At 63.8% G+C, this 25,124-nt stretch carries 24 protein-coding genes and 1 pseudogene; 19 read left to right on the forward strand and 6 right to left on the reverse strand.

All coding sequences use genetic code 11. The features are described 5' to 3' along the window. Positions 1 to 6 precede the first annotated feature (6 nt). The 11 genes and pseudogenes from QRN42_RS03460 to QRN42_RS03510 all read left to right on the forward strand — a co-directional run bounded on the left by QRN42_RS03460 (position 7) and on the right by QRN42_RS03510 (position 11,434). Positions 7 to 810 (forward strand): hydroxypyruvate isomerase family protein, encoded by an 804-nt coding sequence (locus QRN42_RS03460; RefSeq protein WP_284978097.1) that lies wholly within the window; start codon positions 7 to 9, stop codon positions 808 to 810. Positions 811 to 852: 42 nt separating this feature from the next. Continuing rightward, a pseudogene (locus QRN42_RS03465) lies at positions 853 to 1,737 on the forward strand (2-hydroxy-3-oxopropionate reductase); the annotation flags it as partial. A 106-nt stretch (positions 1,738 to 1,843) separates the two neighbouring features. Then, a complete protein-coding gene (gene gcl, locus QRN42_RS03470; protein WP_284978099.1) occupies positions 1,844 to 3,619 on the forward strand; it encodes a glyoxylate carboligase in 1,776 nt (591 codons plus the stop codon). Positions 3,620 to 3,645: 26 nt separating this feature from the next. Continuing rightward, on the forward strand, positions 3,646 to 4,812 hold the full coding sequence (locus QRN42_RS03475; protein WP_284978100.1) for a glycerate kinase: 1,167 nt from the start codon (positions 3,646 to 3,648) through the stop codon (positions 4,810 to 4,812). Then, positions 4,805 to 6,154: an allantoinase AllB gene (gene allB, locus QRN42_RS03480; RefSeq protein ID WP_284975129.1), complete on the forward strand. Its 1,350-nt coding sequence runs from the start codon at positions 4,805 to 4,807 to the stop codon at positions 6,152 to 6,154. The genes QRN42_RS03475 and allB overlap by 8 nt, the downstream gene beginning before the upstream one ends. A 10-nt stretch (positions 6,155 to 6,164) precedes the next feature. After that, on the forward strand, positions 6,165 to 6,917 hold the full coding sequence (locus QRN42_RS03485; RefSeq protein ID WP_284978101.1) for a winged helix-turn-helix domain-containing protein: 753 nt from the start codon (positions 6,165 to 6,167) through the stop codon (positions 6,915 to 6,917). Between the two features lie 95 nt (positions 6,918 to 7,012). Beyond that, positions 7,013 to 7,480 carry a thioredoxin-dependent thiol peroxidase gene (gene bcp / locus QRN42_RS03490; protein ID WP_284975131.1) on the forward strand — a complete coding sequence of 156 codons (468 nt, stop codon included), beginning with the start codon at positions 7,013 to 7,015 and terminating at the stop codon, positions 7,478 to 7,480. Positions 7,481 to 7,594: 114 nt separating this feature from the next. Further along, positions 7,595 to 8,701, forward strand: a complete 1,107-nt coding sequence (locus tag QRN42_RS03495; RefSeq protein ID WP_284978102.1) for a PP2C family protein-serine/threonine phosphatase — start codon at positions 7,595 to 7,597, stop codon at positions 8,699 to 8,701. Positions 8,702 to 8,720: 19 nt separating this feature from the next. After that, a complete protein-coding gene (locus tag QRN42_RS03500; RefSeq protein ID WP_284978103.1) occupies positions 8,721 to 10,700 on the forward strand; it encodes a glycosyltransferase family 2 protein in 1,980 nt (659 codons plus the stop codon). Then, positions 10,690 to 11,022 carry an STAS domain-containing protein gene (locus QRN42_RS03505; RefSeq protein WP_284978104.1) on the forward strand — a complete coding sequence of 111 codons (333 nt, stop codon included), beginning with the start codon at positions 10,690 to 10,692 and terminating at the stop codon, positions 11,020 to 11,022. Before QRN42_RS03500 ends, QRN42_RS03505 begins: the two co-directional genes overlap by 11 nt. Beyond that, on the forward strand, positions 11,015 to 11,434 hold the full coding sequence (locus QRN42_RS03510) for an ATP-binding protein (RefSeq protein WP_284978105.1): 420 nt from the start codon (positions 11,015 to 11,017) through the stop codon (positions 11,432 to 11,434). Before QRN42_RS03505 ends, QRN42_RS03510 begins: the two co-directional genes overlap by 8 nt. Before the next feature lie 36 nt (positions 11,435 to 11,470). Here the strand turns inward: QRN42_RS03510 and QRN42_RS03515 are convergent, their stop codons facing one another. After that, positions 11,471 to 12,565 (reverse strand): pyridoxal-phosphate-dependent aminotransferase family protein, encoded by a 1,095-nt coding sequence (locus tag QRN42_RS03515; protein ID WP_284978106.1) that lies wholly within the window; start codon positions 12,563 to 12,565, stop codon positions 11,471 to 11,473. 131 nt (positions 12,566 to 12,696) lie between these two features. Between QRN42_RS03515 and QRN42_RS03520 the strand changes: the two genes are divergently transcribed. From QRN42_RS03520 to QRN42_RS03550, 7 genes are all read left to right on the forward strand, one after another. Next, positions 12,697 to 13,527, forward strand: a complete 831-nt coding sequence (locus QRN42_RS03520) for a phosphatase PAP2 family protein (RefSeq protein WP_284978107.1) — start codon at positions 12,697 to 12,699, stop codon at positions 13,525 to 13,527. Positions 13,528 to 13,677: 150 nt separating this feature from the next. After that, entirely contained in the window at positions 13,678 to 14,187 is a 510-nt protein-coding gene (gene uraD / locus QRN42_RS03525) for a 2-oxo-4-hydroxy-4-carboxy-5-ureidoimidazoline decarboxylase (protein ID WP_284978108.1), read from the forward strand. Further along, the gene (uraH, locus tag QRN42_RS03530; protein ID WP_284978109.1) at positions 14,184 to 14,525 is read left to right on the forward strand and encodes a hydroxyisourate hydrolase; all 342 of its coding nucleotides are present in this window, start codon (positions 14,184 to 14,186) and stop codon (positions 14,523 to 14,525) included. The genes uraD and uraH overlap by 4 nt, the downstream gene beginning before the upstream one ends. A gap of 45 nt (positions 14,526 to 14,570) precedes the next feature. After that, on the forward strand, positions 14,571 to 14,903 hold the full coding sequence (locus QRN42_RS03535) for a hypothetical protein (RefSeq protein WP_284978110.1): 333 nt from the start codon (positions 14,571 to 14,573) through the stop codon (positions 14,901 to 14,903). A 134-nt stretch (positions 14,904 to 15,037) separates the two neighbouring features. Then, a complete protein-coding gene (gene purF, locus QRN42_RS03540; RefSeq protein ID WP_284978111.1) occupies positions 15,038 to 16,672 on the forward strand; it encodes an amidophosphoribosyltransferase in 1,635 nt (544 codons plus the stop codon). Then, positions 16,669 to 17,820: a phosphoribosylformylglycinamidine cyclo-ligase gene (gene purM, locus QRN42_RS03545; protein ID WP_284978112.1), complete on the forward strand. Its 1,152-nt coding sequence runs from the start codon at positions 16,669 to 16,671 to the stop codon at positions 17,818 to 17,820. The genes purF and purM overlap by 4 nt, the downstream gene beginning before the upstream one ends. A gap of 78 nt (positions 17,821 to 17,898) precedes the next feature. Then, the gene (locus tag QRN42_RS03550) at positions 17,899 to 18,342 is read left to right on the forward strand and encodes an FCD domain-containing protein (protein WP_284978113.1); all 444 of its coding nucleotides are present in this window, start codon (positions 17,899 to 17,901) and stop codon (positions 18,340 to 18,342) included. On the opposite strand, the gene QRN42_RS03555 is transcribed toward QRN42_RS03550, so the two are convergent. Further along, entirely contained in the window at positions 18,343 to 19,113 is a 771-nt protein-coding gene (locus QRN42_RS03555) for a VOC family protein (protein WP_284978114.1), read from the reverse strand. A gap of 182 nt (positions 19,114 to 19,295) precedes the next feature. Next, positions 19,296 to 19,520, reverse strand: a complete 225-nt coding sequence (locus QRN42_RS03560) for a DUF3073 domain-containing protein (protein ID WP_284975140.1) — start codon at positions 19,518 to 19,520, stop codon at positions 19,296 to 19,298. 392 nt (positions 19,521 to 19,912) lie between these two features. On the opposite strand from QRN42_RS03560, the gene QRN42_RS03565 reads away from it, so the two are divergent. Next, a complete protein-coding gene (locus tag QRN42_RS03565) occupies positions 19,913 to 20,413 on the forward strand; it encodes a septum formation family protein (RefSeq protein ID WP_284978115.1) in 501 nt (166 codons plus the stop codon). On the opposite strand, the gene clpB is transcribed toward QRN42_RS03565, so the two are convergent. From clpB to QRN42_RS03580, 3 genes are all read right to left on the reverse strand, one after another. Continuing rightward, entirely contained in the window at positions 20,403 to 23,084 is a 2,682-nt protein-coding gene (gene clpB, locus QRN42_RS03570; protein WP_284978116.1) for an ATP-dependent chaperone ClpB, read from the reverse strand. The two genes, QRN42_RS03565 and clpB, sit on opposite strands and share 11 nt — an antisense overlap. A gap of 157 nt (positions 23,085 to 23,241) precedes the next feature. Further along, complete coding sequence (locus QRN42_RS03575) at positions 23,242 to 24,309, reverse strand: sulfate/molybdate ABC transporter ATP-binding protein (protein ID WP_284978117.1); 1,068 nt, start codon at positions 24,307 to 24,309, stop codon at positions 23,242 to 23,244. Then, positions 24,306 to 25,118: an ABC transporter permease gene (locus QRN42_RS03580; protein WP_284978118.1), complete on the reverse strand. Its 813-nt coding sequence runs from the start codon at positions 25,116 to 25,118 to the stop codon at positions 24,306 to 24,308. Before QRN42_RS03580 ends, QRN42_RS03575 begins: the two co-directional genes overlap by 4 nt. Positions 25,119 to 25,124: the final 6 nt, after the last annotated feature.

Genomic DNA, 25,124 nt, shown 5'->3' on the forward strand with positions numbered 1-25,124 from the left:
CCTACGATGACGTACACAGTGAACTGCTCCATCCTCCTGACGGAGCTGCCCTTGCTCGAGCGCCCCGCCGCCGCGAAGGCAGCCGGTTTTGACGCCGTCGAGTTCTGGTGGCCCTTCGCCACTTCGGTTCCCACCGACAAAGAGACAACCGAGTTTGAAACAGCTATCAAGGACGCCGACGTTCAGCTCACTGGCCTAAACTTCAACGCCGGCAACATGCCCGGCGGCGACCGTGGCCTGGTTTCCTGGAAGGGCCGTTGCTCCGAGTTCAAGGACAACATCGACGTCGTAGCCGGCATCGGTGACCGCTTGGGCTGCAAGGCCTTCAACGCCCTCTACGGCAACCGCCAGGACGAATTCACCCCTGAAGAGCAGGACGAACTCGCCGCCAAGAACCTCGCCGCAGCAGCGGAAGGCGTCGCCCGCATTGGCGGCACCGTCCTCCTCGAACCGGTCAGCGGCGCACCCAAGTACCCGCTCCTCACCGCCGAAGACGCACTCAAGGTCATCGCCCGCGTCAAGGCAGAATCCGGCGCACAGAACATCAAACTCCTCGCCGACTTCTACCACCTGGCGGTCAACGGCGACGACGTCGAATCCGTCATCGAGAACCACGCCAAGGACTTCGGCCACATCCAGATCGCCGACAACCCCGGCCGCGGCGCCCCCGGAACCGGCACCCTCCCCCTCGGCGAATGGATCGCCCGCAGCCGCGAACTCGGCTACGACGGCTACATCGGCCTCGAGTACAAGGAACCGCAGGAATCGGCTTTCAGCTGGGCCATCCGCCAGCGCGCCAACGCCAACTAGCACCCAGCACACCTGAGCTAAAAAGACTTCCCCAGAAAGAGAACCACAATGAGCAACGTTGCAGTCATCGGACTCGGAATCATGGGCCTCCCCATGGCCATCAACCTCGTCAAGGCCGGCCACACGGTCACCGGTTTCAACCGCAGCCAGGACAAGATCGACAAACTCGTCTCCGAGGGCGGCCAGGGTGCCAGCAGCATCGCGGACGCAGTCAAGGACGCCGACGTCGTCATCACCATGGTCCCGGACTCCCCCGATGTTGAGGGTGTAGTCAGCGGCAAGGACGGCGTCTTCGCCAACGCGAAGAAGGGCACCCTCTGGATCGACGCATCCAGCATCCGCCCGGACGTCGCCAAGCGCCTCTCCGAAGAAGCCGTGGAAGCAGGCATCCGCCCGCTCGACGCTCCCGTGTCCGGTGGTGAGCAGGGCGCCATCGACGCCGTCCTGTCCATCATGGTCGGCGGCGCCGCCGAAGACTTCGAGGCAGCACAGGATGTCCTCAACGCAGTGGGCAAAACCATCGTCCACGTCGGCCCAGCCGGCTCCGGCCAGACCGTCAAGGCAGCCAACCAGCTGATCGTGGCCGTCAACATCCAGGTCCTCGGCGAGGCCATCGCCTTCCTCGAGGCTTACGGCGTAGACACCGACGCAGCACTGAAGGTCCTCGGCGGCGGCTTGGCCGGCTCCAAGGTCCTGGACCAGAAGGGCCAGAAGATGCTCGACCGCAACTTCGACCCCGGCTTCCGCTTGGCCCTCCACCACAAGGACCTCGGCATCGTCACCTCCGCAGCCCGCGAAGCCAACGTCGCTGTCCCGCTCGGCGCCGTCGTCGCGCAACTTGTCGCCGCAACCGTCAACCAGGGCGACGGCGGCCTGGACCACTCGGGCCTCTTCAAGCAGGTCCTTCAGCTCAGCGGCCGTAAATAAGCCCAAAGGCAACCAAGCAACACACAGCAGGGAACCCGCCGTCGTACATAAATAACGACGGCGGCTCCCTCACCACACCCAAAAACAGACTTTCAAGGAGTACACCATGGCAAAGATGCGCACAGTTGATGCGGCAGTAGCCATCCTGGAAAAGGAGGGCGCCACCGAGGCGTTCGGCCTGCCAGGCGCAGCCATCAACCCGTTCTACTCAGCAATGCGCGCCCACGGCGGCATCCGCCACACGCTGGCCCGCCACGTTGAAGGCGCCAGCCACATGGCCGACGGTTACAGCCGCGCAGCTGATGGCAACATCGGTATCTGCATCGGCACGTCTGGCCCTGCAGGCACGGACATGATCACTGGTCTGTACGCAGCCCAGGCTGACTCGATCCCCCTGCTCTGCATCACCGGCCAGGCACCCGTTGCCAAGCTGCACAAGGAAGACTTCCAGGCTGTGGACATCGAGTCCATCGCCAAGCCGCTCACCAAGTTCGCGATGACCATCCTGGAACCGGGCCAGGTTCCCGGCGCTTTCCAGAAGGCGTTCCAGTTGATGCGTTCGGGTCGCCCGGGTCCGGTTCTGCTGGACCTGCCCATCGACGTTCAGATGGCCGAGATCGAGTTCGACATCGACGCCTACGAGCCCCTGCCGGTGGAGAAGCCCAAGGCTTCCCGCAAGCAGCTCGAAAAGGCCCTGGACCTGCTGACCGCGGCCAAGCGCCCGTTGATCGTCGCCGGTGGCGGCATCATCAACGCCGGCGCTTCGGCACAGCTGGTTGAGCTGGCCGAGATCCTGAACGTTCCGGTTATCCCCACTCTGATGGGCTGGGGCGCCATCCCGGACGACCACCAGCTCATGGCCGGCATGGTCGGCCTGCAGACCTCGCACCGCTACGGCAACGAGACCTTCCTGCAGAGCGACTTCGTGATCGGCATCGGCAACCGTTGGGCCAACCGCCACACCGGTGGCCTGGACACCTACACGGCCGGCCGTAAGTTCGTGCACATCGACATCGAGCCGACGCAGATCGGTCGCGTTTTCTCCCCGGACTTGGGCATAGCGTCCGACGCCGGTGCGGCGCTGGACGGTCTGTTGGAGCTGGCCCGTGAGCGCCAGGCAGCAAAGACCCTGCCGGACTACTCGGGCTGGGTTACGGAGTGCCAGGAACGCAAGGGCTCGCTGCACCGCAAGACCAACTTCAGCAACGTGCCCATCAAGCCGCAGCGCGTGTACCAGGAGATGAACAAAGCGTTCGGCCGCGACACCACCTACGTGTCCACCATTGGCCTGTCGCAGATTGCCGGCGCCCAGATGTTGCATGTCTTCGGTGCCCGCAAGTGGATCAACGCAGGCCAGGCCGGTCCGCTGGGTTGGACCGGTCCCGCAGCCCTCGGCGTGGTTCGTGGCACCCCGGACGCGACGGTTGTTGCCTTGTCCGGTGACTACGACTTCCAGTTCATGATCGAGGAACTGGCCGTAGGCGCACAGTTCAACCTGCCCTACATCCACGTGGTGGTGAACAACAGCTACCTGGGCCTGATCCGTCAGAGCCAGCGCGGCTTCAACATGGAGCAGAACGTTTCCCTGGCCTTCGAAAACATCAACTCCCCGGAGACAAACGGCTACGGCGTTGACCACATCAAGGTTGCCGAGGGCTTGGGCTGCAAGGCCATCCGCGTTGAGAACCCGGACGACCTGCCTGCCGCCTTCGACAAGGCCAAGGCACTGATGGGCGAGTTCAAGGTTCCCGTGGTTGTTGAAGTGATCTTGGAAAAGATCACCAACATCTCCATGGGCGTTGAGATCAACGGCGTGAACGAGTTCGAAGAGCTGGCTGAGTCCGCTGAGGACGCCCCCACCGCGATCCTCACCAAAGCGTAAGTAACACTAAGAAGGGAGGCACCGGAATGCGTGTTGTCATCGCCCCGGACAAATTCAAGGGCTCGCTGTCCGCGCCCGACGTCGCCAAGCACCTGGCAACAGGCCTGCTGGCGGGGTTCGGGCAAGGTTTGGAGGCAACACACATTCCGGTGGCCGACGGCGGCGAAGGAACCATCGACGCCGCGATCGGTTCCGGCTTCACCCGCCGGACCACCACCGTCACCGGCCCGCTCGGCGAACCCGTGCAAGCGGACTTCGCGGTCCGGGAGCAGGAAGCTGTCATCGAAATGGCGGCAGCTTCCGGTCTCGCCCTCCTCCCCGAGGGGCCAACCCGCGAAACCGCCAAGAACGCAACAAGCCTTGGAACCGGCGAACTCATCCGCGCCGCGCTGGACCTCGGCTGTCGCAAGATCATCCTGGGTGTGGGCGGCAGCGCCAACACCGACGCCGGCGCGGGAGTCCTCCAGGGCCTCGGGGCAGTCTTCCTGGACAAGGACGGCAGCGAACTCCCCGGCGGCGGCGCTGCCCTCGCAAGGCTGGAAACCATCGACTTCTCCAACTTCGACGTCCGCTTCGAAGCAACAGAATTCGTGTTGGCGTCCGACGTCGACAATCCCCTGTTGGGGGCCAGCGGAGCCCCAGCCATCTTCGGTCCACAGAAGGGTGCGACGCCGGACGACGTCGCCGAGCTGGACGCGGCGCTGAGCCACTTCGTGGACGTCCTCGCGGCAACAACCGGCCAACAAGCAAAGTTCGCAGCCAAGGCCGAGGGCGCCGGAGCAGCGGGCGGCGTGGGCTACATCGCCATCGCGGCACTGAAGGCCGAGCGGCGGCCGGGCATCGACGTCGTGCTTGAATTCACTGACCTCGAAGAGAGGCTGAAGGGCGCCGATCTGGTCATCACCGGCGAAGGCAGCCTGGATGAACAAAGCCTGCTCGGCAAGACGCCCATGGGTGTCTCGCGGGCGGCGCAACGGAACGGGGTTCCCGTGATCGCGGTGTGCGGCCGGAGTACCCTGAGCCGGGAACAACTCACCGACGCCGGCTTCCACACGGTCCATGCCCTGACCGATCTGGAAAAAGACGTCCAACAATGTATCGCCCAAGCAGGTCCGCTGCTTGAACAATTAGGTAAGCACATAGGCGTGTACCTGGCGGAACGGACCGAAAACAAGGAGTACCTCAATGTCTGAAGCAATCGGCGCCTATGACCTCGTTATCCGGGGCCAGCGCATCCTGACCACCGCCGGCATCACTGCCCGCGAAGTCGGCATTCGCGATGGCGTTATCGTCGCGATCGAACCCCTCGGCAACGGACTGACCGGCAACGAGGTCATCGAACTCGCAGACGACGAAACCCTCATTCCCGGCCTGGTGGACACCCACGTCCACGTCAACGAGCCCGGCCGCACCGAGTGGGAAGGCTTCGCTTCGGCCACCCGCGCCGCAGCAGCCGGCGGCGTCACCACCATCATCGACATGCCGCTGAACTCCATCCCTCCCACCACCAGCGTTGACGGCCTGGAGCAGAAGCGCGTGGTGGCCAAGGACCAGGCGTTCGTGGACGTCGGATTCTGGGGCGGCGCCATCCCCGGCAACAAGAAGGATCTCCGCCCGCTGCACGATGAAGGCGTGTTCGGCTTCAAGTGTTTCCTCCTGCACTCCGGCGTGGACGAATTCCCGCACTTGGAAGCGGACGAGATGGAAGAGGACATGGCTGAGCTCAAGTCCTTCGACTCCCTGATGATCGTGCACGCGGAGGACTCCCACGCGATCGACCGCGCACCGCACCCGGGCGGCGACCACTACGAAACCTTCCTCGCCTCCCGCCCCCGCGGCGCCGAGAACAAGGCCATTGCCGAGGTCATCGAACGCGCACGCTGGACCGGCGCCCGCGCCCACATCCTGCACCTCTCCTCCTCGGACGCGCTGCCGATGATCGCCTCCGCAAAGCGCGACGGCGTCAACCTCACCGTTGAAACGTGCCCGCACTACCTGACGCTGATGGCCGAGGAAATCCCGGACGGCGCCACGGCCTACAAGTGCTGCCCGCCCATCCGCGAAGCCTCCAACCGGGAGCTCCTGTGGAAGGGCCTGCAGGATGGCACCATCGACTGCATCGTCTCGGACCACTCCCCCTCCACCTTGGACCTGAAGGACCTGGAAAACGGCGACTTCGCCGTGGCGTGGGGCGGCGTTTCCTCCCTGCAGCTGGGCTTGTCCCTGATCTGGACTGAAGCCCGCCACCGCGGAATCCCGCTGGAACAGGTGGTCTCGTGGATGTCCGAGAAGCCCGCCGCACTGGCCCGGCTGCAAACCAAGGGACAGCTCGCCCTGGGCTACGACGCCGACTTCTCCATCTTCGCCCCGGATGAGGCATTCGTGGTGGACGTCACCAAGCTCAAGCACAAGAACCCGATCACGCCGTACGACGGCCGTCCGCTGGCCGGCGTCGTCCGCAAAACCTACCTGCGCGGCACCCCGATCGACGGCCAGAACCCCGGCGGCAAACTGCTCCGCCGCGGTAACGTGTAGGCCCACTGCCATGGCAGTGAATGCTTACGGGCCGCCGCCCTCGCGAGGACCCGCAGCACGCGGTTCCGCCGCGCGGCGTGGCACCAGCCTGAGCACGAATGACCTGAGCAGACCGGGCCTGAGCGCGAGAGGCCTGGCGCTGTGGGTCAACCCTGCCGAGGGCGACGAGCTCGACCCTGAGGTCTGGGAGCGGGCGGCGCGCTTGGTGCTGGCCCGCGCCATGAAACTTGCCCCGGAGGCGGAAGTCCGCATCTGGCCCGCCACCGGGGCAGAGCACTCCGGCGTCGGTGACACTTCCTGGTGCGGCACTCCACAGGAAGCCGCCGACGCCGGTAACCACCTTTCGGGGCCGGGCAGCGTGACGCTTGCGGATGCCCTGGCTGAAGGCGACGCCGCTGGCGCTAGCACCGCCGTCGAGCCCGTAACGTTGGCAGCCCGTCGCAGCCAAGTTGCAATCGACCTCGCCGCTGAAGTAGTACTGCTCGACGGCGAGCCCGTTGCCTTTACTGGCATGGAATACAAGCTGCTGCGCTACCTGGTGGTGAACTGCTCACGGGCCATAAGTCGTGAAGAATTGCAACGCTTCTTGGAGTCATTTGACCTTCCCGGCGCGGCATTTCGCTCGATCGACGTTTATGTTGGAAGAGTGCGGCGGAAGCTCGGAAGTGCCCGCCACACGGTCTCCACCGTCCGTGGTGGCGGCTACCAGTTCGTGCCAGGCCCCTATGCCACCGTGCGCGGACCTGCGGAATACAGCATCTGACGCCGTTGTTATAGGAAGTCAGAGCTCCGCACTGTGAAAGATCGCTGTTGTTTGAATAACCGCCGGTGCACACCGGTTGAATGTAAAGGATCGCCATGACCCACAAACTCCTCGTCGGAACGCAAGCACCTGATTTCGCGCTTCTCGACGCCGACGGCACCAAGGTCTCGCTGTCCGATTACCGCGGACGCAACGTCATCGTCTACTTCTACCCCAAGGCTGCAACCCCGGGCTGCACCACCGAGGCCTGCGATTTCCGCGACAACCTCGCCAGCTTGCAGGGAAACGGCTACGACGTCATCGGGATTTCCCCGGACGCCCCTGAAGCCCTCGCCAAGTTCACGGGCGAATTCGCCCTCACGTTCCCGCTGCTCTCCGATGAAGACCACGCCGTGGCCCGCGCATACGGTGCGTGGGGCGAGAAGCTGGTAGACGGCGAGATCGTCGAAGGCCTGGTCCGCTCCACCGTGGTGCTCGACGGCGAAGGCACAGTGAAGCTCACCCAATACCAGGTCAGCGCCAAGGGCCATGTCCAAGCGCTCAAGGAAGAGCTCGGCGTCTAGCCCTCTCCGTATAACTGCACATTTCCTGTAACGCCCGCTCGCAAATGTGAGCGGGCGTTACATGTCTCGTGACTAAACGTGACAAAACCCTCAGCGTCATTAGTTAATGGATCCATGGTCTCCCCCACACCAGTGCGCCACGCAGTAGTCATCGAAGACGACGCCGACATCCGCGGACTCCTCGTTGTAGTCCTCACGCAACTCGACTTTGTGGTCACGGAAGCAGCTGACGGCCTGTCCGGCGTCGAAGCTGTCCGCAACACCAATGCCGAACTCGTCACCCTGGACGTCAATCTTCCGGACATCGATGGGATGGAAGTCTGCCGCCGCCTGCGGGAATTCTCGGACGCGTACATCCTGATGCTCACCGCCCGCGCGGACGAGATCGACCGACTGAACGGCTTGGACACCGGCGCTGACGATTACATCAGCAAGCCCTTCAGCCCCAAGGAAGTCCAGGCCCGCATCCGTGCCCTGTTCCGCCGGGCGCGCACCCCTGCCGCGCCGGCCGAGAATCAGCGCCAGAGCGACGAACTCGCCCGCGCCGCCGTCGTCCAGCAAAGCTTGCTCCCCCGGGAGACGGTGCGTCTGGACGGGTACGACGTCGCCGGTGCCTTCCGGCCATCGCGCAGCGTAGGCGGGGACTTCTACGACTGGTATCAGACCCCCACCGGCATGCACCTGACCTTCGCCGACGCGATGGGCAAGGGGATGGGCGCGGCGCTCATCGCCGCCACCGTCCGGGCCGTCATGCGCTCGGTCGCCGATACTCCCGTCCTCGATGACGCGTTCGAGTCGGCAGGGGCCACCATTACCTCGGACCTGGATCAGTCCGGCTCCTTCGTCACCATGTTCCATGCGAGGCTGGAGAGCGCATCCGGCACACTCAGTTATATCGACGCCGGTCATGGACTGGGGCTGTATGTTCCTGCCGACGGCGCCGCGCAGCGACTCGTTTCAGCTGGCCCTCCCGTGGGGATACTCGAGGACCAGCACTGGCCGGCTGCTGAACTCGAACTCGGTCCCGGTGATTCCTTGGTGATCGTCAGTGACGGTGTCCTGGATGCCCATAACTCGCTGGATGACTTTGTCATGAACGTCGAGAAAGTGGCTCGCGAGGGAACCACCTCCGAGGACGTGTGCGCTGCCCTGCTCGAACTGGCGCCAGCGGCAACGGCGGAAGACGACGTCACCGCCGTCGTCGTTCGCCGTCAACGCTGAGCCGCGCGGAAGGGGAACTGTGACGCGCTTCTGGACCCGCCTCTTCGTTGTCCTCACGGTCATCCTGGGCCTCAACTATGTGGCCTGGCGCTGGTTTGCCTCGCTGAACTGGGACGCCTGGTGGATCGCCGTTCCTTTGGTGATCGCCGAGACCTACAGCCTCATCGACGTCATGCTCTTCGGCTTGACCGTGTGGAACCTGAAGATCCGCAAGCCGCCACCTGCGCCCCCGGAGACGGCCACGGTGGACGTCTTCATCACCACCTACAACGAGCCGCTGGACCTGGTAATGACCACGGCGCTGGCTGCCAAGAACATCCGGTGGCCGCACAGCACGTGGATTCTCGACGACGGCAACCGCCCGGAGATGCGCGAACTAGCCGAGTCGAACGGCATCGGTTACGTGACGCGAGGCGCTGACTGGACCCCGGATATGCCCCGGCACGCCAAGGCCGGCAACCTGAACAACGCGCTCATGGTCACCTCCGGTGAATACCTGTTGATCCTCGACGCCGACCAGATCCCCGAGCCGGACATCCTGGACAAGACCCTGGGCTACTTCAACGATGACCGCGTGGCGCTGGTACAGACGCCGCAGTACTTCATCAACGTCCCGGCCGACGATCCCCTCGGCAGCCAGGCTCCCCTGTTCTACGGCCCGATCCAGCAAGGCAAGGACGGCTGGAACGCGGCGTTCTTCTGCGGCTCCAACGCGATCTTGCGCCGGGAAGGGCTCATGCAATTGGGCTTGGTGGGTTACGTCCAAGCCACCGAGAAGAGCGTCCGGCGTGCACTCGCGGCTTCCCGCTCAGCCATCAAAAAGGCCCGCAGGTCCACGGAAGCAGAGAATCCGCTGGTGGCGGAGATGCTCACGCAAGTGGAGGCCGCAACGGAGTCGGCACAGCAGGAGCTCAAAGCCGGTGCGTCCCTAAGCGAGATCACATACCGCGTGCGTCGGAAGGTCGATGAGGCAGTCCGCACCCTCGTGGCTGCCGACTTCTCCGCCCTGCAATCGGACTTGGACGAGATCGCCGCCATGGAACTGGCCCAAGTCGGCGAGGGAGGCGTCACCACTGTGGCCAGTGACGCCGTCGACCTGATGTCCGGACGCGATTGGTCTCCGTTGGGCGCGCTCGAATCCGTGCACGCCATCCTCGCCGCCATCTCCGTGGAACGAATGGACGAAGCCCAGCCCATCATGCCACTGGCCACCATCTCGGTGACCGAAGACATGGCTACCTCCATGCGCCTGCACGGGCTCGGCTGGAAGAGCGTGTACCACCACGAAATCCTCGCCAACGGCCTGGCGCCCGAGGACTTGAAGACCATGTTGACCCAACGGCTCCGTTGGGCCCAGGGCACCATGCAGGTCCTGCTGCGTGAAAATCCGTTGGTTCAGCGCCGCATGTCCTGGGGCCAACGGCTCATGTACTTCTCCACCATGTGGAGCTATCTGAGCGGCTTCGCCGCCGTCGTGTACTTCACAGCGCCGATCATCTACCTGACGCTCGGCATCCTTCCGGTCAGCAGCCTCAGTTACGACTTCTTCATCCGTTTCATCCCGTTCATGGTGGTCAACCAGCTCCTGTTCGTGGTGGCAGGCCACGGCATTCCCACGTGGCGCGGCCAGCAGTACAGCCTTGCGTTGTTCCCCACCTGGATCAAAGCATGTACGACGGCGGCACGTAACGTCTGGTTCGGCCGCCCGCTCGGGTTCGCTGTCACCCCCAAGGCACGGCAGAGCGGTGGGCCCAGCTGGAGCCTCATCCGCCCCCAGATCATTGTGGGCGTGCTGCTGGCCGTAGCAATGGTGACGGGAATCGCCCGGCTGCTGACGGGGCTCTCGGAGCCTTTGGGCACGCTGGTGAACGTGGCGTGGGTAACGTACGACATCGTGGTTTTGAGCGTGCTGGTCAAAGCAGTTTTGTACAAGGGGTTCGTTCCCGAAGACTTGGTCAACGTTGAAGGTCCTGACGAGAGGAATGCAGATGCCGTTTAGCTATGAGGTCAAAGACTCCTACGCGGAGGTGAAGAGCGTGGGCCGGCTGAACATGGTGGCTGCGCCCAAACTCCGCGAAGTCGTGGCGGAAGTTGTGGCGGCCGGCTCCAGCCGTGTTGTGGTGAACCTTGCCGAAACCGACTTCCTGGATTCCTCCGGGCTCGGTGCACTCATCGGTTGCCTCAAAGCCGCTCGCCAAGCCGGCGGGGACTTGCGCATTGCCGGTGTGCAGCCGCAGGTGAAAATGGTGCTGGAACTGACCAACATGGACCGGGTGCTCACCGCATACCCCTCGGCTGAAGAGGCGTTCGGCGATGACTGACGTGATCGCCCGCCGCGGCTACCGGGGCGAGTCCAACGAAGAAGCAATCGAGGCCATCCACAACGAGTTGGACGGTTTGTGGGAAGACGCCTCCTTCGTGCCGGACTTGGACAGGATGACGTTTGCCACAGCCGTCATCGAGGCTGCGGCCAACATCGTCCAGCACGCCCTACCGGTCGCCGAGAAGCCCGTGGAGATCGACGTCGACATCTGCGTCCGGCCCAACCGGCTGGTGGCCCGTGTCAGTGCCTTCAACGCGCGGGAACCCTTTGCCGAAGACATGCAGGCTTCCATGCCGGATGCAGATGCAGAGTCGGGCCGTGGCCTGGCGCTCATCGAGGCCTTGGTGACTACCGTGACCTTTGAACGCGAAGACGGAACCAACACCTGGATCCTGACCCGCAACACCTGACCTCGTTATCTGCCCCTCGTAGAGAGACCAAAAGCCCTAGGCTTTCGCGATGGCCTCTTTCAGGGCGCCCAACACCAAGGTCACTGATGCCGGATTGGCGTTCGGACCCATCATGCCGATCCGCCACACCCTGTCCGCATACGCGCCAACCCCCGAGCCAATTTCCATGCTGAAGTTCTCCAGAAGATAACTTCGCACCGCGGCCGAGCTGACGCCGTCGGGCACCTTGACCGTGGTGAGGCTTGGCAGCCGCGACCCTTCGGCCGCGAACAATTCGAGCCCCATCTCCTGCAGCCCATCCTGCAACGCCGTCCCGGCAGCGTGATGCCGCGCCTGGACCACATCCAGGCCTTCGGCGAGGATCCGGTCCAGTGCCGCCTCGAGGCCCGCGATCATCGCGACCGGGGCGGTGTGATGATACGTCCTGGCACCGCTCGCGGCTCCGACGTATCCGCCGAGCAGGCCAATATCGAGGTACCACGATCGCGGCTCCTTCACCCGACGTTCGAACGCATGATCGGACACCGTGAACGGCGAGAGACCCGGCGGGACGCCCAGGCACTTCTGTGTCCCTGCATATCCGACGTCGATCCCCCAGTCGTCTGCGCGCAGTTCCAGTCCGCCGATGGACGTCACGGCATCGGTGATCAGCAGGGCGTCACCCTTGCCAGCGCCAAGGGCGGCTATATCCGAGAGCACGCCGACGGAAGTCTCGGCATGGACGGCGGCTATGACCTTAGGATTCGGATGCGCTGAAAGCACTCGTTCGGCATCCACGGGTTGGCCCCACTCGTGGTCCACGCGCACCACAGTGGCCCTGCAGCGCCGGGCAACCTCGCACATCCGCTCACCGAAGAGCCCGTTGACGGCGATGACTACCACGTCGCCGTCGGAAACGGAGTTCACGAAAGCTGCCTCCATGCCGCCGGACCCGGTGGCACTCAACGGCAGGGTGCGGGCGTTCGAGGTGCCCCAAACGGCGCGCAGGCCTTCACACGTCCGGTCCAGCCGCTCGATGAACACGGGGTCGAGGTGCCCCAGCACCGGGTATGCCAAAGCGGCCATGGCTTCCGGGTAGCAATTGCTCGGCCCCGGACCGAACAGGAACCGTGACGTCAGGATGTTTGGCATCGGGAACTCCTTTGGCTGTTGACGCCATTCTGCCCCAGCCAGGAGCGTCGGGCGAGCCGCCCAGGAAGCCCCAAGACCAAAATGCTAAGGTTACTCACTAATATGGAGTCCGCCCCCAGCAAAGGACAAAAGTGACCGCTCGAGAGCCTAAAACGCCGGAAACGGGCGTTCGTGGTGAGGTGAACCAGGACCGCTTTGTCGGCGGGCAGGATCTCACTCGCTGGAAGTCCCCCATCGGCCGATTCATGGTCAGAATCGCCCAGCGGATCACGGCCTTCCTTGGCCCCTACGCCGCGCTGGTCATCACGCTCGCCGTCGGCCTTGCGGTGGTGCTTGCCTTGGCCTTGGTGTTCGGTGAGGTCTACGAATCAGTGACTGAGGCCGACGGCGTCGCCGGATTGGATCATCCCGTGCTGGACGCCGCCAAGAGCGTCAGATCCCCAGCCCTAAATGTGGCCGTAACGGCGTATACGGATATCGGCGGCACCATCGGCATGCCCATCATCGCCGTCGTCATCATGATTTGGCTGGCCCTGCGCAGGCGATCCTGGACTCCGGTCATCTTGATTGCCACTGCGGGACTGGGCTCCTTGCTGATGACCATTGCGGGCAAGCAACTCTTTGGCCGCGCCCGTCCGAACCTCAGCGACGCCGTCCCACCGTACGAGCACTCGCCGTCGTTTCCGAGCGGCCACTCCCTCAATTCGATCGTGATCGCCGGCATCGTGGCCTACATCATCATCCTCCGACTGGAGACCACCCGAGCCAGGGTAGTCACCATACTGGTCGCCTCGGCGTTCGCCATCACCATCGGGCTGAGCAGGGTGTACCTCGGCCATCACTGGCTGACCGACGTTCTGGCGGCGTGGGCTTTGGGCATCGCATGGCTGGCCTTGGTCATCACCGCCCATCGGCTCTACCTCACGGTTCGCGCCCGACACGCACAGCACGTAGTCTCTTGACACCAGGGCTCATCCTCGGCTTGACTATTACGTATGCTGAAATAACAGTTCCATGATGCGGAAGTAGAGGTCACTGCTTCCTCCTGCTGCCAGCTGGAGTTCCGCATAGCCAACACCATGGATGCCAGCATTTGCACGAGGATGACAAGCATGGAGCTTGCAGTATTCAACAGTGTTGACCGCGATGAGGCCATCAGGATCCTGACGCCCTGCCTGGACATCAGCCGCTGGGTCAACGACGTCGTGGACGCCCGTCCGTTCGCCAGCCTGGACGAGTTGCTCGCCCAGGCCCGGAAGGCCGCCGAGCCCTTCACATCGGATGAGGTGGAGTCGGCTTTGGCCCATCACCCCCGGATTGGCGAACGCCCTAAGGCCCAGACAACCGAAGCCGCAATGTCGCGCTCGGAACAGGCCGGTGTGGACCCCGGAGATAGTGGAACCACTGCCGCTTTGGCCGAGGGCAACGTGGCTTACGAAGAAAAGTTTGGCAGGGTGTTCCTGATCCGTGCCGCCGGCCGGAGCGCCCAGGAAATCCTGGGTGCCCTGCAGGAACGCCTCTCCCATACGCCCGAAGAAGAAGACATCATTGTGGCCGGCCAGCTCCGGGAGATCGCATTGTTGCGGCTCGCCGGGCTGATCAGCGAAGGAGTGAACGCATGACCGTTTCGCAGGTAACAACCCACATCCTGGACACAGGTTCCGGCCGCCCGGCGGCGGGCGTCGCCGTCGTACTTTATGTGCGCGAGGGCAGCGACTGGACTTTGGTGGCCAAGGGAGAGACCGACGCGGACGGCCGCATCAAGACGCTCGGCCCGGAACGAATTCCTGGCGGCGCCTACCGCCTGAACTTCGCCACCGGCGCGTATTACGAGGCCCTGGGCACCGAAACGTTCTTTCCGGAGGTCGACTTGACCTTCACGGTTTCCGACGCCGGTGAGCACTACCACGTGCCGCTCCTGCTCAGCCCGTTCGCTTTCTCCACCTACCGCGGAAGCTAACGGCCCCCGCCGAGGCGGCACCAGCTGAACGGTAGGCTTTAAGGCATGGCTTCAGAGGACACCACCCCCAACACCGCCCACCGCGAGATTACGGTTCGCCGGGCGCCCAAGTTCGTACCGTTCATGATTCTTGGCGCGGTGGTGGGCGCCATAGTCGCCGCGATTATTGCCTACGGCCGCCCGGCCGACCCCGCCTACGATGCAAGCACGGTCTTCGGTTTTTTCTTGATCGTCTGCATCGGCGGCGGGGTCATCCTCTTCTCGATCCTCGCCCTCATCCTGGACCGGATGAGCGTGAAGCGGGCGGAACGCGCCGTCGTGGAGGCCGTTCCGGATTCGGTTCCGGATGCAGGACCCGACGACGACGGCGTCAGCTAACCAGGTCTACTGAAGGGTCATCCGGTGCAGGTGCGAATGTGAAACTCGCCGCATTTTTGCCCGAACAGGCTATTTTGGCGGTCACATAAGCTGAGCGGGAACGTACCACGGCCACAACATGAGACAATCGACCAGTGGCACGTGGCGACGGAAAACTTTCTCATGATCTTCTCCCCGGCGAAAAAGGCCCCCAGGACGCTTGTGGCGTCTTCGGGGTTTGGGCTCCCGGTGAAGAAGTAGCAAAACTCACCTATTACGGGCTGTATGCGCTGCAGCACCGCGGACAAGAGTCGGCTGGTATTGCTACCAGTGACGGCAAGCGCATCAATGTCTACAAAGACATGGGCCTCGTGTCCCAGGTCTTTGACGAGACAACCCTGAATACCCTCACCGGTCACTTGGCTGTAGGCCATTGCCGGTACTCCACCACCGGTGCAAGCCACTGGGCCAACGCGCAACCCACCTTGGGTGCGACCGCGACGGGCACCGTTGCCTTGGCCCACAATGGCAACCTGACCAACACCGCTGAGCTCCGGGAAATGATCCTGGGGCGCAACGACGGCCAGCTCACCGGTGAAATGAAGCAGGGCAACACCTCGGACACGGCACTGGTGACTGCCCTCCTTGAAGGCGAAGAGGGCAAAACCCTTGAGCAGACTGCGCTTGAGCTGCTCCCCAAGATCAAGGGTGGATTCTGCTTCGTCTTCATGGACGAAGGAACCCTCTACGCCGCCCGGGACACGTACGGCATTCGCCCCCTGTGCCTCGGCCGCCTGGAACGGGGATGGGTTGTCGCTTCCGAGCAGGCGGGTCTGGCTACTGTTGGCGCCAGCTTCATCCGCGAGATCGAGCCCGGCGAATTCATTGCCATTGACGAGGACGGCGTCCGTTCGCAGCGCTTCGCCGAGGCGACTCCTGCGGGTTGCGTCTTTGAGTACGTCTACCTTGCCCGCCCGGATGCTGCCATTGCTGGCCGTTCCGTGTATGAGGCCCGCGTTGAAATGGGCCGCCAGCTGGCCCGTGAGAACACGCACGAGGCAGACCTTGTCATTCCCGTTCCCGAGTCCGGCACCCCGGCCGCTGTTGGCTACGCTGAGCAATCGGGCATCCCCTTTGCGCACGGCTTTGTGAAGAACGCCTATGTGGGCCGCACGTTCATCCAGCCTTCACAGACACTGCGCCAGCTCGGTATTCGCCTCAAGCTCAACGCCCTGGAATCGGTGATCCGTGGCAAGCGCATTGTTGTGGTGGATGACTCGATCGTTCGCGGCAACACGCAGCGCGCCATCGTCCGGATGCTCCGGGAAGCCGGTGCCGCCGCGGTACACGTGAAGATTTCTTCTCCTCCAGTCCAGTGGCCGTGCTTCTACGGCATCGACTTCGCATCCCGTGCAGAGCTGATCGCCAACGGTGCAACGATCGATGAGATCTCCCAGGCCATCGGTGCTGACTCACTGGCTTACATTTCCGAAGACGGCATGATCGGTGCCACTCAGCAGCCGCGCGAACGGTTGTGCACGGCGTGCTTCACGGGCAAATACCCCATCGAACTTCCGCACGCGGACAAGCTGGGTAAGAACTTGCTGGAACGCACGGATTTGGGTGGACAGGCTCCGGCGGAGTCCGCGAGCGACGAAGTTGCCGATTCCGAGGACCCGGCCGAGAAGCCGGGCGCCACGGGTTGCGATCCGGGACCGGACGCTGAATTCGAGAACCTGCTGACCGACGCTGATCGTTTGACCGACGCCGACAAGAAAGAGCCCGTATGACCTCCGCAACCCCTGCCGCTGGAAACGCCGCGAACGGCATCACCTATGCTTCGGCAGGTGTCGACGTCGAAGCGGGAGACCGCGCCGTCGAACTGATGAAGGGTGCCATCAAGGCGACCCACAACACCTCGGTGATTGGCGGCGTCGGCGGTTTCGCTGGCCTGTACGACGTCTCCAAGCTGCTGACCTTTAAGAAGCCGCTGCTGGCTACCTCCACGGACGGCGTGGGCACCAAGGTTGCCATCGCACAGGCCATGGACATCCACGACACCATAGGTTTCGACCTCGTGGGCATGGTGGTCGATGACATCGTCGTGGTGGGTGCCGAGCCGCTCTACATGACTGACTACATCGCTTGCGGCAAGGTTGTTCCGGAGCGCATCGCTGACATCGTCCGTGGTATCGCTGCGGCTTGTTCCGTTGCGGGTACTGCCCTTGTGGGCGGCGAAACCGCCGAGCACCCGGGCCTTCTGGGTGAGCACGAATACGACGTCGCCGGAGCCGCTACCGGCGTCGTGGAAGCTGACGCGCTGCTCGGCCCGGACCGCGTACGCGAAGGTGACGTCGTGATCGGCATGGCCTCCTCGGGCCTGCACTCCAACGGCTACTCCCTGGTTCGCCGAGTCATCAACCACGCCGGTTGGGCACTGGACCGCCAGGTTTCCGAGCTCGGACGGACCTTGGGTGAAGAGCTCTTGGAACCCACGCGTGTGTACGCGGCCGATTGCCTGGACCTGACCCGCGCGTTCCCGCTGAGCGGCGGCGCAGCAGTGCACGGCTTCAGCCACGTCACCGGTGGTGGCCTGGCCGCCAACCTGGCCCGCGTCCTGCCCCAAGGCCTCGTGGCCACGGTTGACCGCAGCACGTGGGAATTGCCGGCGATCTTCAAGCTGGTCTCTGAGTTGGGGAACGTTCCCCTGGCTGACCTGGAGCGCACACTGAACCTCGGCGTTGGCATGATCGCCATTGTGTCCCCCGAGGTTGCCGACGCTGCGGTAGCCCGCCTCAACGACCGCGGACTGCCCTCCTGGGTTATGGGAACCGTATCGTCCAACAGCGACTCGATTGACAAGACCGGTCCGGACTACGTCCAGGGCGCCAAGGGCGTCGACGGCGGCGCGGTCCGTTTGGTGAACGCCTACGCTTAAGCGTCTTACCGCCTTCTGAAAGAGCGGCCGGCCAGTTGATCCCAACTGACCGGCCGCACGCGGCTGGTTCACGACGGCTTGGCAACACTCGAGCCCGGGTCCGGTTACTTCGCCACCACCCTGACACGCTCCGAGGTCGAGGAAGTCTACGAAGTCCGCAAAGCCCTTGAAGTGATGGCCATCAGGCAGAATGGCGCAAAGTACTCGGAGCTTGAACTTGCGCGGTTAGAGCTCCTGATCGCCGAGGGCGCGGCAAGTACCAACGCCGAAGAGCTGTTCGTAGCAACCCGGGCTTTCCACCTGGGCTTGGCCGCTCCGTCCCCCAACGGATTCCTGCTGAAAACCCTGCAGTCCGTCTGGGACAACCCTGTTCAACGCCTTATCAGCCGCTCCTACCCTTTGGACCAGGAGAAACTGGATCGCGTGGCGGATGCCCATCGAAGAATCGTGGCCGCAGCCCGGCTGAGCGACGTGGAGGCCGTGGTGCAGTTGCTGGACCTTTGTCACCAAAAGGACCTCTAGCTAGACCTGGATCAGGCTCAGCACTCCACCCTGCGGGTCCTGGATGGTGGCGAGGGATCCGCTTTCCGGCTTCTCCTCAGGCTCCACGATGACCCCTCCCCCAGCGGCAACCGCGGCCTCCACGGCTTTCCGTACGTCAGCCACGGCAAAGTACACCTGCCAGCTGGCGTCCTCGCCCGCATCGGCAGGAACTATCCCGGCGACCTCGTCACCGTTGACCAGCAGCGTACTGTAATTCGCGCCGTCGTCCTGTGGATATTCGGTGACCTGATAACCGAACAGCTGCTGGAAGAAGCCGACGGCGGCCTGCGGCTCAGGCGTCAGGAGTTCGGCCCAGGCCAACGCGCCGGGCTCGTTGAAAAGGTGGCTGCCCCGATGCGTGCCGGCCTGCCAGATGCCGGTGGTGCCGCCCCCAGGGGGCTCAATGAACGCCAGCGTACCCGTGTCCGCGACTGCCTCGGGCCCGAACTCCAGCTTTCCCCCGGCGTGCACACTGTCCTCGGCCAGTTCCTCCGCATCCGTCGCAGCGATGTAGATGTTCCACTGCCCGTGCGTCCCGGCGGCTTGTTGCATCGGATTTTGGGGCGCAATAACGGCCACCAAATCATCTGCGACAAAGGCCTGGGCGTAGCTGCGCCCATCAGGTGTGGGAAGGTCCTCATATCTCCAACCGAACAGAGCCCGGTAGAAGTCTTTAGCTGCAGGGACGTCCCGCGTTTGAAGGTCGGCCCAGCACGGCTCACCGTTGGCGTAATGTTTGCGCGTGGTCACACGAAACTCCCTTCCCGAGGTTCAATGTCCAGACTACGCAAAAAAGACCCCCGGGTACGCCAAACTTCAGCGTGCCCCGAGGGCCCTTCTCAAGAGATATACGGCATCCGGAGATGCGCGACGACCTGATGTACGACGGCGGTTCGCAACACAGCGCCAAAGGCACTTGGTGTTTACGACAGCTATCCGATACGGCGGGTGTCTACCTCGTCGTCATCATCATCCGCGTACTTATCCTCGTAGGCCGAGTAGTCGGGCTCCGGAGGATCGTCCGGGAAGTGGCTCTTTACACGACTGGACGGACCCGTGAGCTCCCGCTCAAGTGCCGAATAGTCAGTGTTCGGGGAGTAATACTTGATGTCCCGAGCCTGCTTGGTAGCTTTTGCCTTTTGACGGCCGCGCCCCATGGCGTGACCCCCTTTTGTACTTGGACCGGAGGTGGTCACCTTGGCTATCGGTGAGGCCCCGGAATGTTTGGTCAATTTGTCGTATGTCTAGATTACATGCTTTCAGGGGCGCCCGTGTGCCATCGGCGTCGCCCGAGGGGCCCGCCCCTGGTTAAACCCGGGTTCAGCACCTCCAAAGGACCCCAAAATTGGGTAGAGTCTGCTTCAATGCGGCTCCAGAGCAGGAAGGCACACACCGGGACATGACCCAAGACAACATTCCGCCGTCGGAAAGCTCACCGTCGGACACGTCCGCGTGGGCGCCTTCATTTCCCGAGGATCAAAGGCAGGATCCATCACGGGACGCGCCAGAGGATTCGCCAGTTAGATCTAAATCCTCAAGGAACCCCATCATGCGGCAAAGGCTCATCATCGCCGCAATCGTTGTGGGCGTGCTCGTGCTGATCGGCGTGGTTATCTGGACCCTCCTGAACGTGCTTGGCAGCCACCCCGCGGCGGGCGGCAGCCCCTCCCCCACGACCTCGGCAAGCCAAGGGCCGCTGCCGCGCGACGAGGCCGCAAAGAACTTCCAAGCCGGCGAGTGTTTTGCTGACTTCAACCCGAACAACGCGACCGCCAAGGCGGTGGCGTGCAATACCCCACACTCAGCGCAACTTGTCGCGGTGTTCAATTATGGCGCGGACGATTCCTTCCCGGGAACAAAGGCCCTCGGCGAGAAGGGCCGCGAGGTCTGCCACGGGGCGACACTCAACGCGGCGGCCGCGAACTACCAGTTGCTCCAGCAGAACGTCTACCCCAGCTCCAGTAGCTGGGACCGTGGCGACCGCCGCGTTGATTGCTTCATCGTGGTGGACTCAGGCAACACCATCAAGGACGACGTCCTCAAGAAGTAGCCTGGGACCCCTGCTTCCGGCGGACGGTGAGACCCGCCCCTGCCGTGGGGCTGCCGTCGGGACTTACCAACGCCTCGAGGCCTTCCATGGTGAGTTCGTCCAGATCGGCGGCTGTGTCCACCAAGACGGTGTCACCGTCAGCGATCTCCCCGGCGAGGATCTCCTTTGCCAAGCGGTCGCCGATTTCACGCTGCACCAGCCGGCGCAACGGCCGGGCGCCGTAGGCAGGGTCGTAACCGGACATCGCCAACCAGGCGCGCGCCCCGTCAGTTACCTCCAGGCTCAGGCGGCGATCGCGCAGCCGCTTGGTCAGTTCGGCCACGTGCAGCTCGACGATCCTTGCAAGCTCATCCACGGACAGCGGATCAAACAGCACAATCTCATCCAAGCGGTTCAGGAACTCAGGTTTGAACGACCCCCGGACCACGGCCATGACAGCCTCACGCTTTGAGGTGGCGTCCAAGTTCGGGTCCACCAGGAACTGGCTTCCCGAGTTGGAGGTCAATACCAGGATCGTGTTCCGGAAATCCACGGTGCGGCCCTGCCCGTCGGTGAGCCGGCCGTCGTCGAGCACCTGCAGGAGGATGTCGAAGACCTCCGGGTGGGCCTTTTCCACTTCATCGAGCAGCACCACAGAGTACGGACGACGGCGTACGGCTTCGGTCAGCTGCCCGCCTTCCTCGTAGCCCACATATCCCGGAGGTGCACCCACGAGGCGGGCCACAGCGTGCTTCTCGCTGTACTCGGACATGTCGATCCGGATCATGGCGCGCTCGTCATCGAAGAGGAAGTCCGCCAAGGCCTTCGCCAGCTCAGTCTTACCGACGCCCGTCGGTCCCAGGAAGAGGAACGAACCCGTGGGACGGTTGGGATCGCTGATACCGGCACGGGCACGGCGCACGGCGTCGGACACAGCCTGGACGGCTTTGCCCTGGCCAATCAGGCGCTTGCCCAGCTCCTCTTCCATGTGGAGAAGCTTCTGCGATTCGCCTTGCAGCATGCGGCCGGCCGGGATGCCGGTCCAGGCCGAAATGACCTCGGCGATATCATCCGCTGTGACGTCCTCGGCAACCATGAGCTCAGGCTTGTTCTCGCCACTGGTGCGGGCTTCCTCTTCGGCTGCGGCACTTAGCTCACGCTCCAGCGCGGGCAGCTCACCGTAGAGAATGCGCGACGCCGATTCCAGGTCGCCCTCTTGCTCGTACTTCTTCTGCGCCGAGCGCAACTCGTCGATCTTTGCCTTGAGGTCACCCACGCGGTTGAGGCCGGCCTTCTCCGCTTCCCACCGCGCATTGAGGGCGTTGAGCTCTTCCTTCTTGTCCGCCATGTCCGCGCGGAGGGCCGCCAGCCGCTCCACCGAGGCCGGGTCGGTCTCGTTCTGCAGCGCCAGTTCTTCCATGGTCAAACGGTCGACAGCGCGGCGGAGCTGGTCAATCTCTTCGGGCGCGGAATCGATCTCCATGCGCAGCCGGGACGCTGCCTCGTCCACGAGGTCGATGGCTTTATCCGGAAGTTGGCGGCCGGAGATGTAGCGGTTGGACAGGGTTGCCGCAGCTACCAGCGCGGAATCGGCAATGGCCACCTTGTGGTGCGCCTCGTAGCGTTCCTTCAGGCCGCGAAGAATGCCGATGGTGTCCTCGACGCTCGGCTCGCCCACGTAGACCTGCTGGAAACGGCGCTCCAACGCAGGGTCTTTCTCGATGTTCTCCCGGTACTCATCCAAGGTGGTGGCACCGATCAGGCGCAGCTCACCGCGGGCCAGCATCGGCTTGAGCATGTTGCCTGCATCCATGGCACTCTCGCCGGTGGCACCGGCACCCACCACCGTGTGGATTTCGTCGATAAAGGTGACGATCTGGCCGTTGGAGTTCTTGATCTCTTCCAGCACAGCCTTGAGCCGTTCCTCGAACTCGCCGCGGTACTTGGCACCGGCCACCATCGAAGCAAGGTCCAAAGCGATGAGGGTCTTGCCGCGGAGGCTTTCTGGGACGTCACCGGCCACCATCCGCTGTGCCAGGCCTTCGACGACGGCAGTCTTGCCCACGCCGGGTTCGCCGATCAGCACAGGGTTGTTCTTGGTTCTGCGGCTCAGGACCTGGATGACACGGCGGATCTCGCTATCGCGGCCGATCACGGGGTCCAGCTTGCCGGAACGGGCCACTGCGGTGAGGTCGGTGCCGAACTTCTCCAACGCCTGGAAGGTGTTTTCAGGGTCCGGCGAGTTCACGTTCCGGTCGCCCCGCACACCAGGCAGCGCGGCGAGCAGCGCCTCGTGGGAGGCCCCGGCGTCGCGCATTAACTTCCCTACCGCGTCACTTCCGGCCGAGAGTCCCAGCAGGAGGTGCTCGGTGGAGACGAAGGAATCGCCCAGTTTATCGGCCTCGTTTTGGGCTGCTTGGATGGCCTGCACGGTCTGGCGGGACAGTTGGGCCTGCTGGACGGAGGTGCCGGACGACGACGGCAGCGCCTTGATGGCCGAGCTGGCCTGCACGCTGACGGCGTCCGGATCGGAGCCCGTGGCCCGGAGAAGGGCCACCGCCACACCCTCGCGCTGATCCATGAGGGCTTTCAGCAGGTGCGCGGGCTCCACTTGGGGGTTGCCTGCGGTGGAGGCATTCATGGCGGCCGCAGAAAGGGCCTCCTGGCTTTTGGTGGTGAATTTGACGTCCAAAGAGTGCTCCCTTTCTGGGTGTGACCAATACTTTCAAAGTTGAGTCTACTACGCTCAAGTTTGATTTACCCGCTCTGGTCTCCATGTTTGCCCACGGCGAAAGGCCTGTCCAGAAAAAGGGGTGGCTATGTGAATAACGCTGAATCCGGACGCGCTCCTACGCCGGATATACAGACACCAACGCGGCTTTGACCACGAACCGCACTTCCATTCCCGGCACCAAGCCCAGATCGGCGGACGCGGCGGGCGTGATGTCAGCGGAGAGGGTGTGCTGCCCTGTGTCCGCCCGTACCCGGATCTGGTCGCCGTGCGGTTCGAGTTCGGTGATGGTGACCGCGAAGGAATTGCGCGGGCTTCCGTGGACGTCGCCCAGGAACACCGAAATGCTCGACGGCGGGAAGGCTGCCACACCTGCCTGGCCCGGCTGGGGCAACCACGCGGGATCGTGCTGCCCGGCGAAAACCTGCCCGTCCGGCGTCGTAATTCCTTCCCCGGTGATGGTCCCGGATACCAGGTTGAGCCCGGCCAGTCCGGCCGCGAACGGGCTCCTTGGCCTTTCGAGGATCCGGCGGGTGGGGCCTTCCTCCACGATGCGGCCGTTCTCCACAACGATCACACGGTCGGCAAGCATGTACGCGTCCAAGACGTCGTGGGTGACGATAATGGCTTTCCGCCCCCGCAAAACCCTCTTGAGCACGCGGCGAAGCATGGGCGCTGCGTGGATATCGAGGGCGGCCATCGGCTCATCAAGGAGCAGCAGTTCGGGCTCGGCGGCAAGGGCCCTCGCCACCGCAACGCGTTGCGCCTGCCCGCCCGATAGCTGCGAAGGCTTGCGGTCAGCGAAAGCCGAAGCGTCAACCTCGGCCAACCAGTGGCGGGCAGCCTCGCGCGCAGCCTTTCTCGACGCTCCCGTGCTCCGCGGCCCGAAGGCCACATTGTCCAAGGCATCCAGATGCGGAAAGAGCAGCGAATCCTGGGCCAGCAACGCGGTACCGCGAAGGTGCGGTGGGCGCCAGGGGTGGGTGCCGCCGTCGAGGTCGAACAACCTCCGCTCCCCCAAAACCGCGGTGCCGGAATCGGGTCGCAGCAGTCCAGCGATCATCCCCAGCAGCGTGGACTTGCCCGCGCCGTTGGGACCAAGGACTGCCACGGTTTCAGCATCGGCGAGGCTGACGGACATGTCGAATTTCCGCGCGGACAAGGCTGCTTTGAAAGTGAAACTCATAATGCTGCCCCTTGCCGGCTCCGTCGGCGACCATAACTGAGCCCAACCACGGCCATCGCCACCGCCACCAGAACCAAGGAAAGCGCGACGGCGGCATCGGCATCGGTCTCGCGTTGCAAGTAGATCTCCAGCGGGAGGGTTCGGGTGACCCCTTCCAGGCTCCCTGCGAAGGTAAGCGTGGCCCCGAACTCACCCAGGCTCCGAGCGAAGGACAGCACCGCCCCCGAAGCCAAGCCCGGGAGAACCAACGGAAGCGTGACCCGGCGCAGTACCGTGGTGGGCCGGGCCCCCAGAGTGGCAGCCACCGCCTCATACCTGTGCCCGGCCGAGCGCAGGGCCCCCTCAAGGCTGACCACCAAGAACGGCAGGGCAACGAACGTCTGGGCGAGGACCACCGCCGTCGTCGAAAACGCGATCTGGATACCTGCCAACTCCAGCGACTTTCCCAAGAGGCCTTGCCTGCCAAACGTATACAGCAGGGCGATACCGCCGACGACGGGCGGCAGCACCAGGGGCAGCAGGACCAAGGCGCGGAGGAGGCGTTGTCCACGGAACGCGCCGCGGGCCAGCACGAGCGCGAGCGGGACCCCGAGCACGATGCACAACAGTGTGCTGGCAGTGGCCGTCCGCAGGCTCAGGCCCAAGGCCGTGCGCGCCGATTCGGACGTGACCAGGGGGATGAACTGCGCCCAATTGACCTTGGCCACCATGGCCGCCAAAGGCAGGATCACCAACAAACCACCGATGGACGCGACGGCGTAAATCCACCCCGGTATCCCGTGGTAGCTGTGGCTGTTGTGTTTGTTCATGGGCTT

The sequence above is a fragment of the Arthrobacter sp. fls2-241-R2A-200 genome (assembly GCF_030209745.1).
Lineage (GTDB): Bacteria > Actinomycetota > Actinomycetes > Actinomycetales > Micrococcaceae > Arthrobacter.

Excerpts from the sequence above, each read along its gene's own strand:
- QRN42_RS03460 (WP_284978097.1), top strand. The coding sequence starts at position 7 with ATGACGTACACAGTGAACTGCTCCATCCTCCTGACGGAGCTGCCCTTG.
- gcl (WP_284978099.1), top strand. The coding sequence starts at position 1,844 with ATGGCAAAGATGCGCACAGTTGATGCGGCAGTAGCCATCCTGGAAAAG.
- QRN42_RS03475 (WP_284978100.1), top strand. The coding sequence starts at position 3,646 with ATGCGTGTTGTCATCGCCCCGGACAAATTCAAGGGCTCGCTGTCCGCG.
- allB (WP_284975129.1), top strand. The coding sequence starts at position 4,805 with ATGTCTGAAGCAATCGGCGCCTATGACCTCGTTATCCGGGGCCAGCGC.
- QRN42_RS03485 (WP_284978101.1), top strand. The coding sequence starts at position 6,165 with ATGGCAGTGAATGCTTACGGGCCGCCGCCCTCGCGAGGACCCGCAGCA.
- bcp (WP_284975131.1), top strand. The coding sequence starts at position 7,013 with ATGACCCACAAACTCCTCGTCGGAACGCAAGCACCTGATTTCGCGCTT.
- QRN42_RS03495 (WP_284978102.1), top strand. The coding sequence starts at position 7,595 with ATGGTCTCCCCCACACCAGTGCGCCACGCAGTAGTCATCGAAGACGAC.
- QRN42_RS03505 (WP_284978104.1), top strand. The coding sequence starts at position 10,690 with ATGCCGTTTAGCTATGAGGTCAAAGACTCCTACGCGGAGGTGAAGAGC.
- QRN42_RS03510 (WP_284978105.1), top strand. The coding sequence starts at position 11,015 with ATGACTGACGTGATCGCCCGCCGCGGCTACCGGGGCGAGTCCAACGAA.
- QRN42_RS03515 (WP_284978106.1), bottom strand. The coding sequence starts at position 12,565 with ATGCCAAACATCCTGACGTCACGGTTCCTGTTCGGTCCGGGGCCGAGC.
- uraD (WP_284978108.1), top strand. The coding sequence starts at position 13,678 with ATGGAGCTTGCAGTATTCAACAGTGTTGACCGCGATGAGGCCATCAGG.
- uraH (WP_284978109.1), top strand. The coding sequence starts at position 14,184 with ATGACCGTTTCGCAGGTAACAACCCACATCCTGGACACAGGTTCCGGC.
- QRN42_RS03535 (WP_284978110.1), top strand. The coding sequence starts at position 14,571 with ATGGCTTCAGAGGACACCACCCCCAACACCGCCCACCGCGAGATTACG.
- purM (WP_284978112.1), top strand. The coding sequence starts at position 16,669 with ATGACCTCCGCAACCCCTGCCGCTGGAAACGCCGCGAACGGCATCACC.
- QRN42_RS03560 (WP_284975140.1), bottom strand. The coding sequence starts at position 19,520 with ATGGGGCGCGGCCGTCAAAAGGCAAAAGCTACCAAGCAGGCTCGGGAC.
- QRN42_RS03565 (WP_284978115.1), top strand. The coding sequence starts at position 19,913 with ATGCGGCAAAGGCTCATCATCGCCGCAATCGTTGTGGGCGTGCTCGTG.
- QRN42_RS03575 (WP_284978117.1), bottom strand. The coding sequence starts at position 24,309 with ATGAGTTTCACTTTCAAAGCAGCCTTGTCCGCGCGGAAATTCGACATG.
- QRN42_RS03580 (WP_284978118.1), bottom strand. The coding sequence starts at position 25,118 with ATGAACAAACACAACAGCCACAGCTACCACGGGATACCGGGGTGGATT.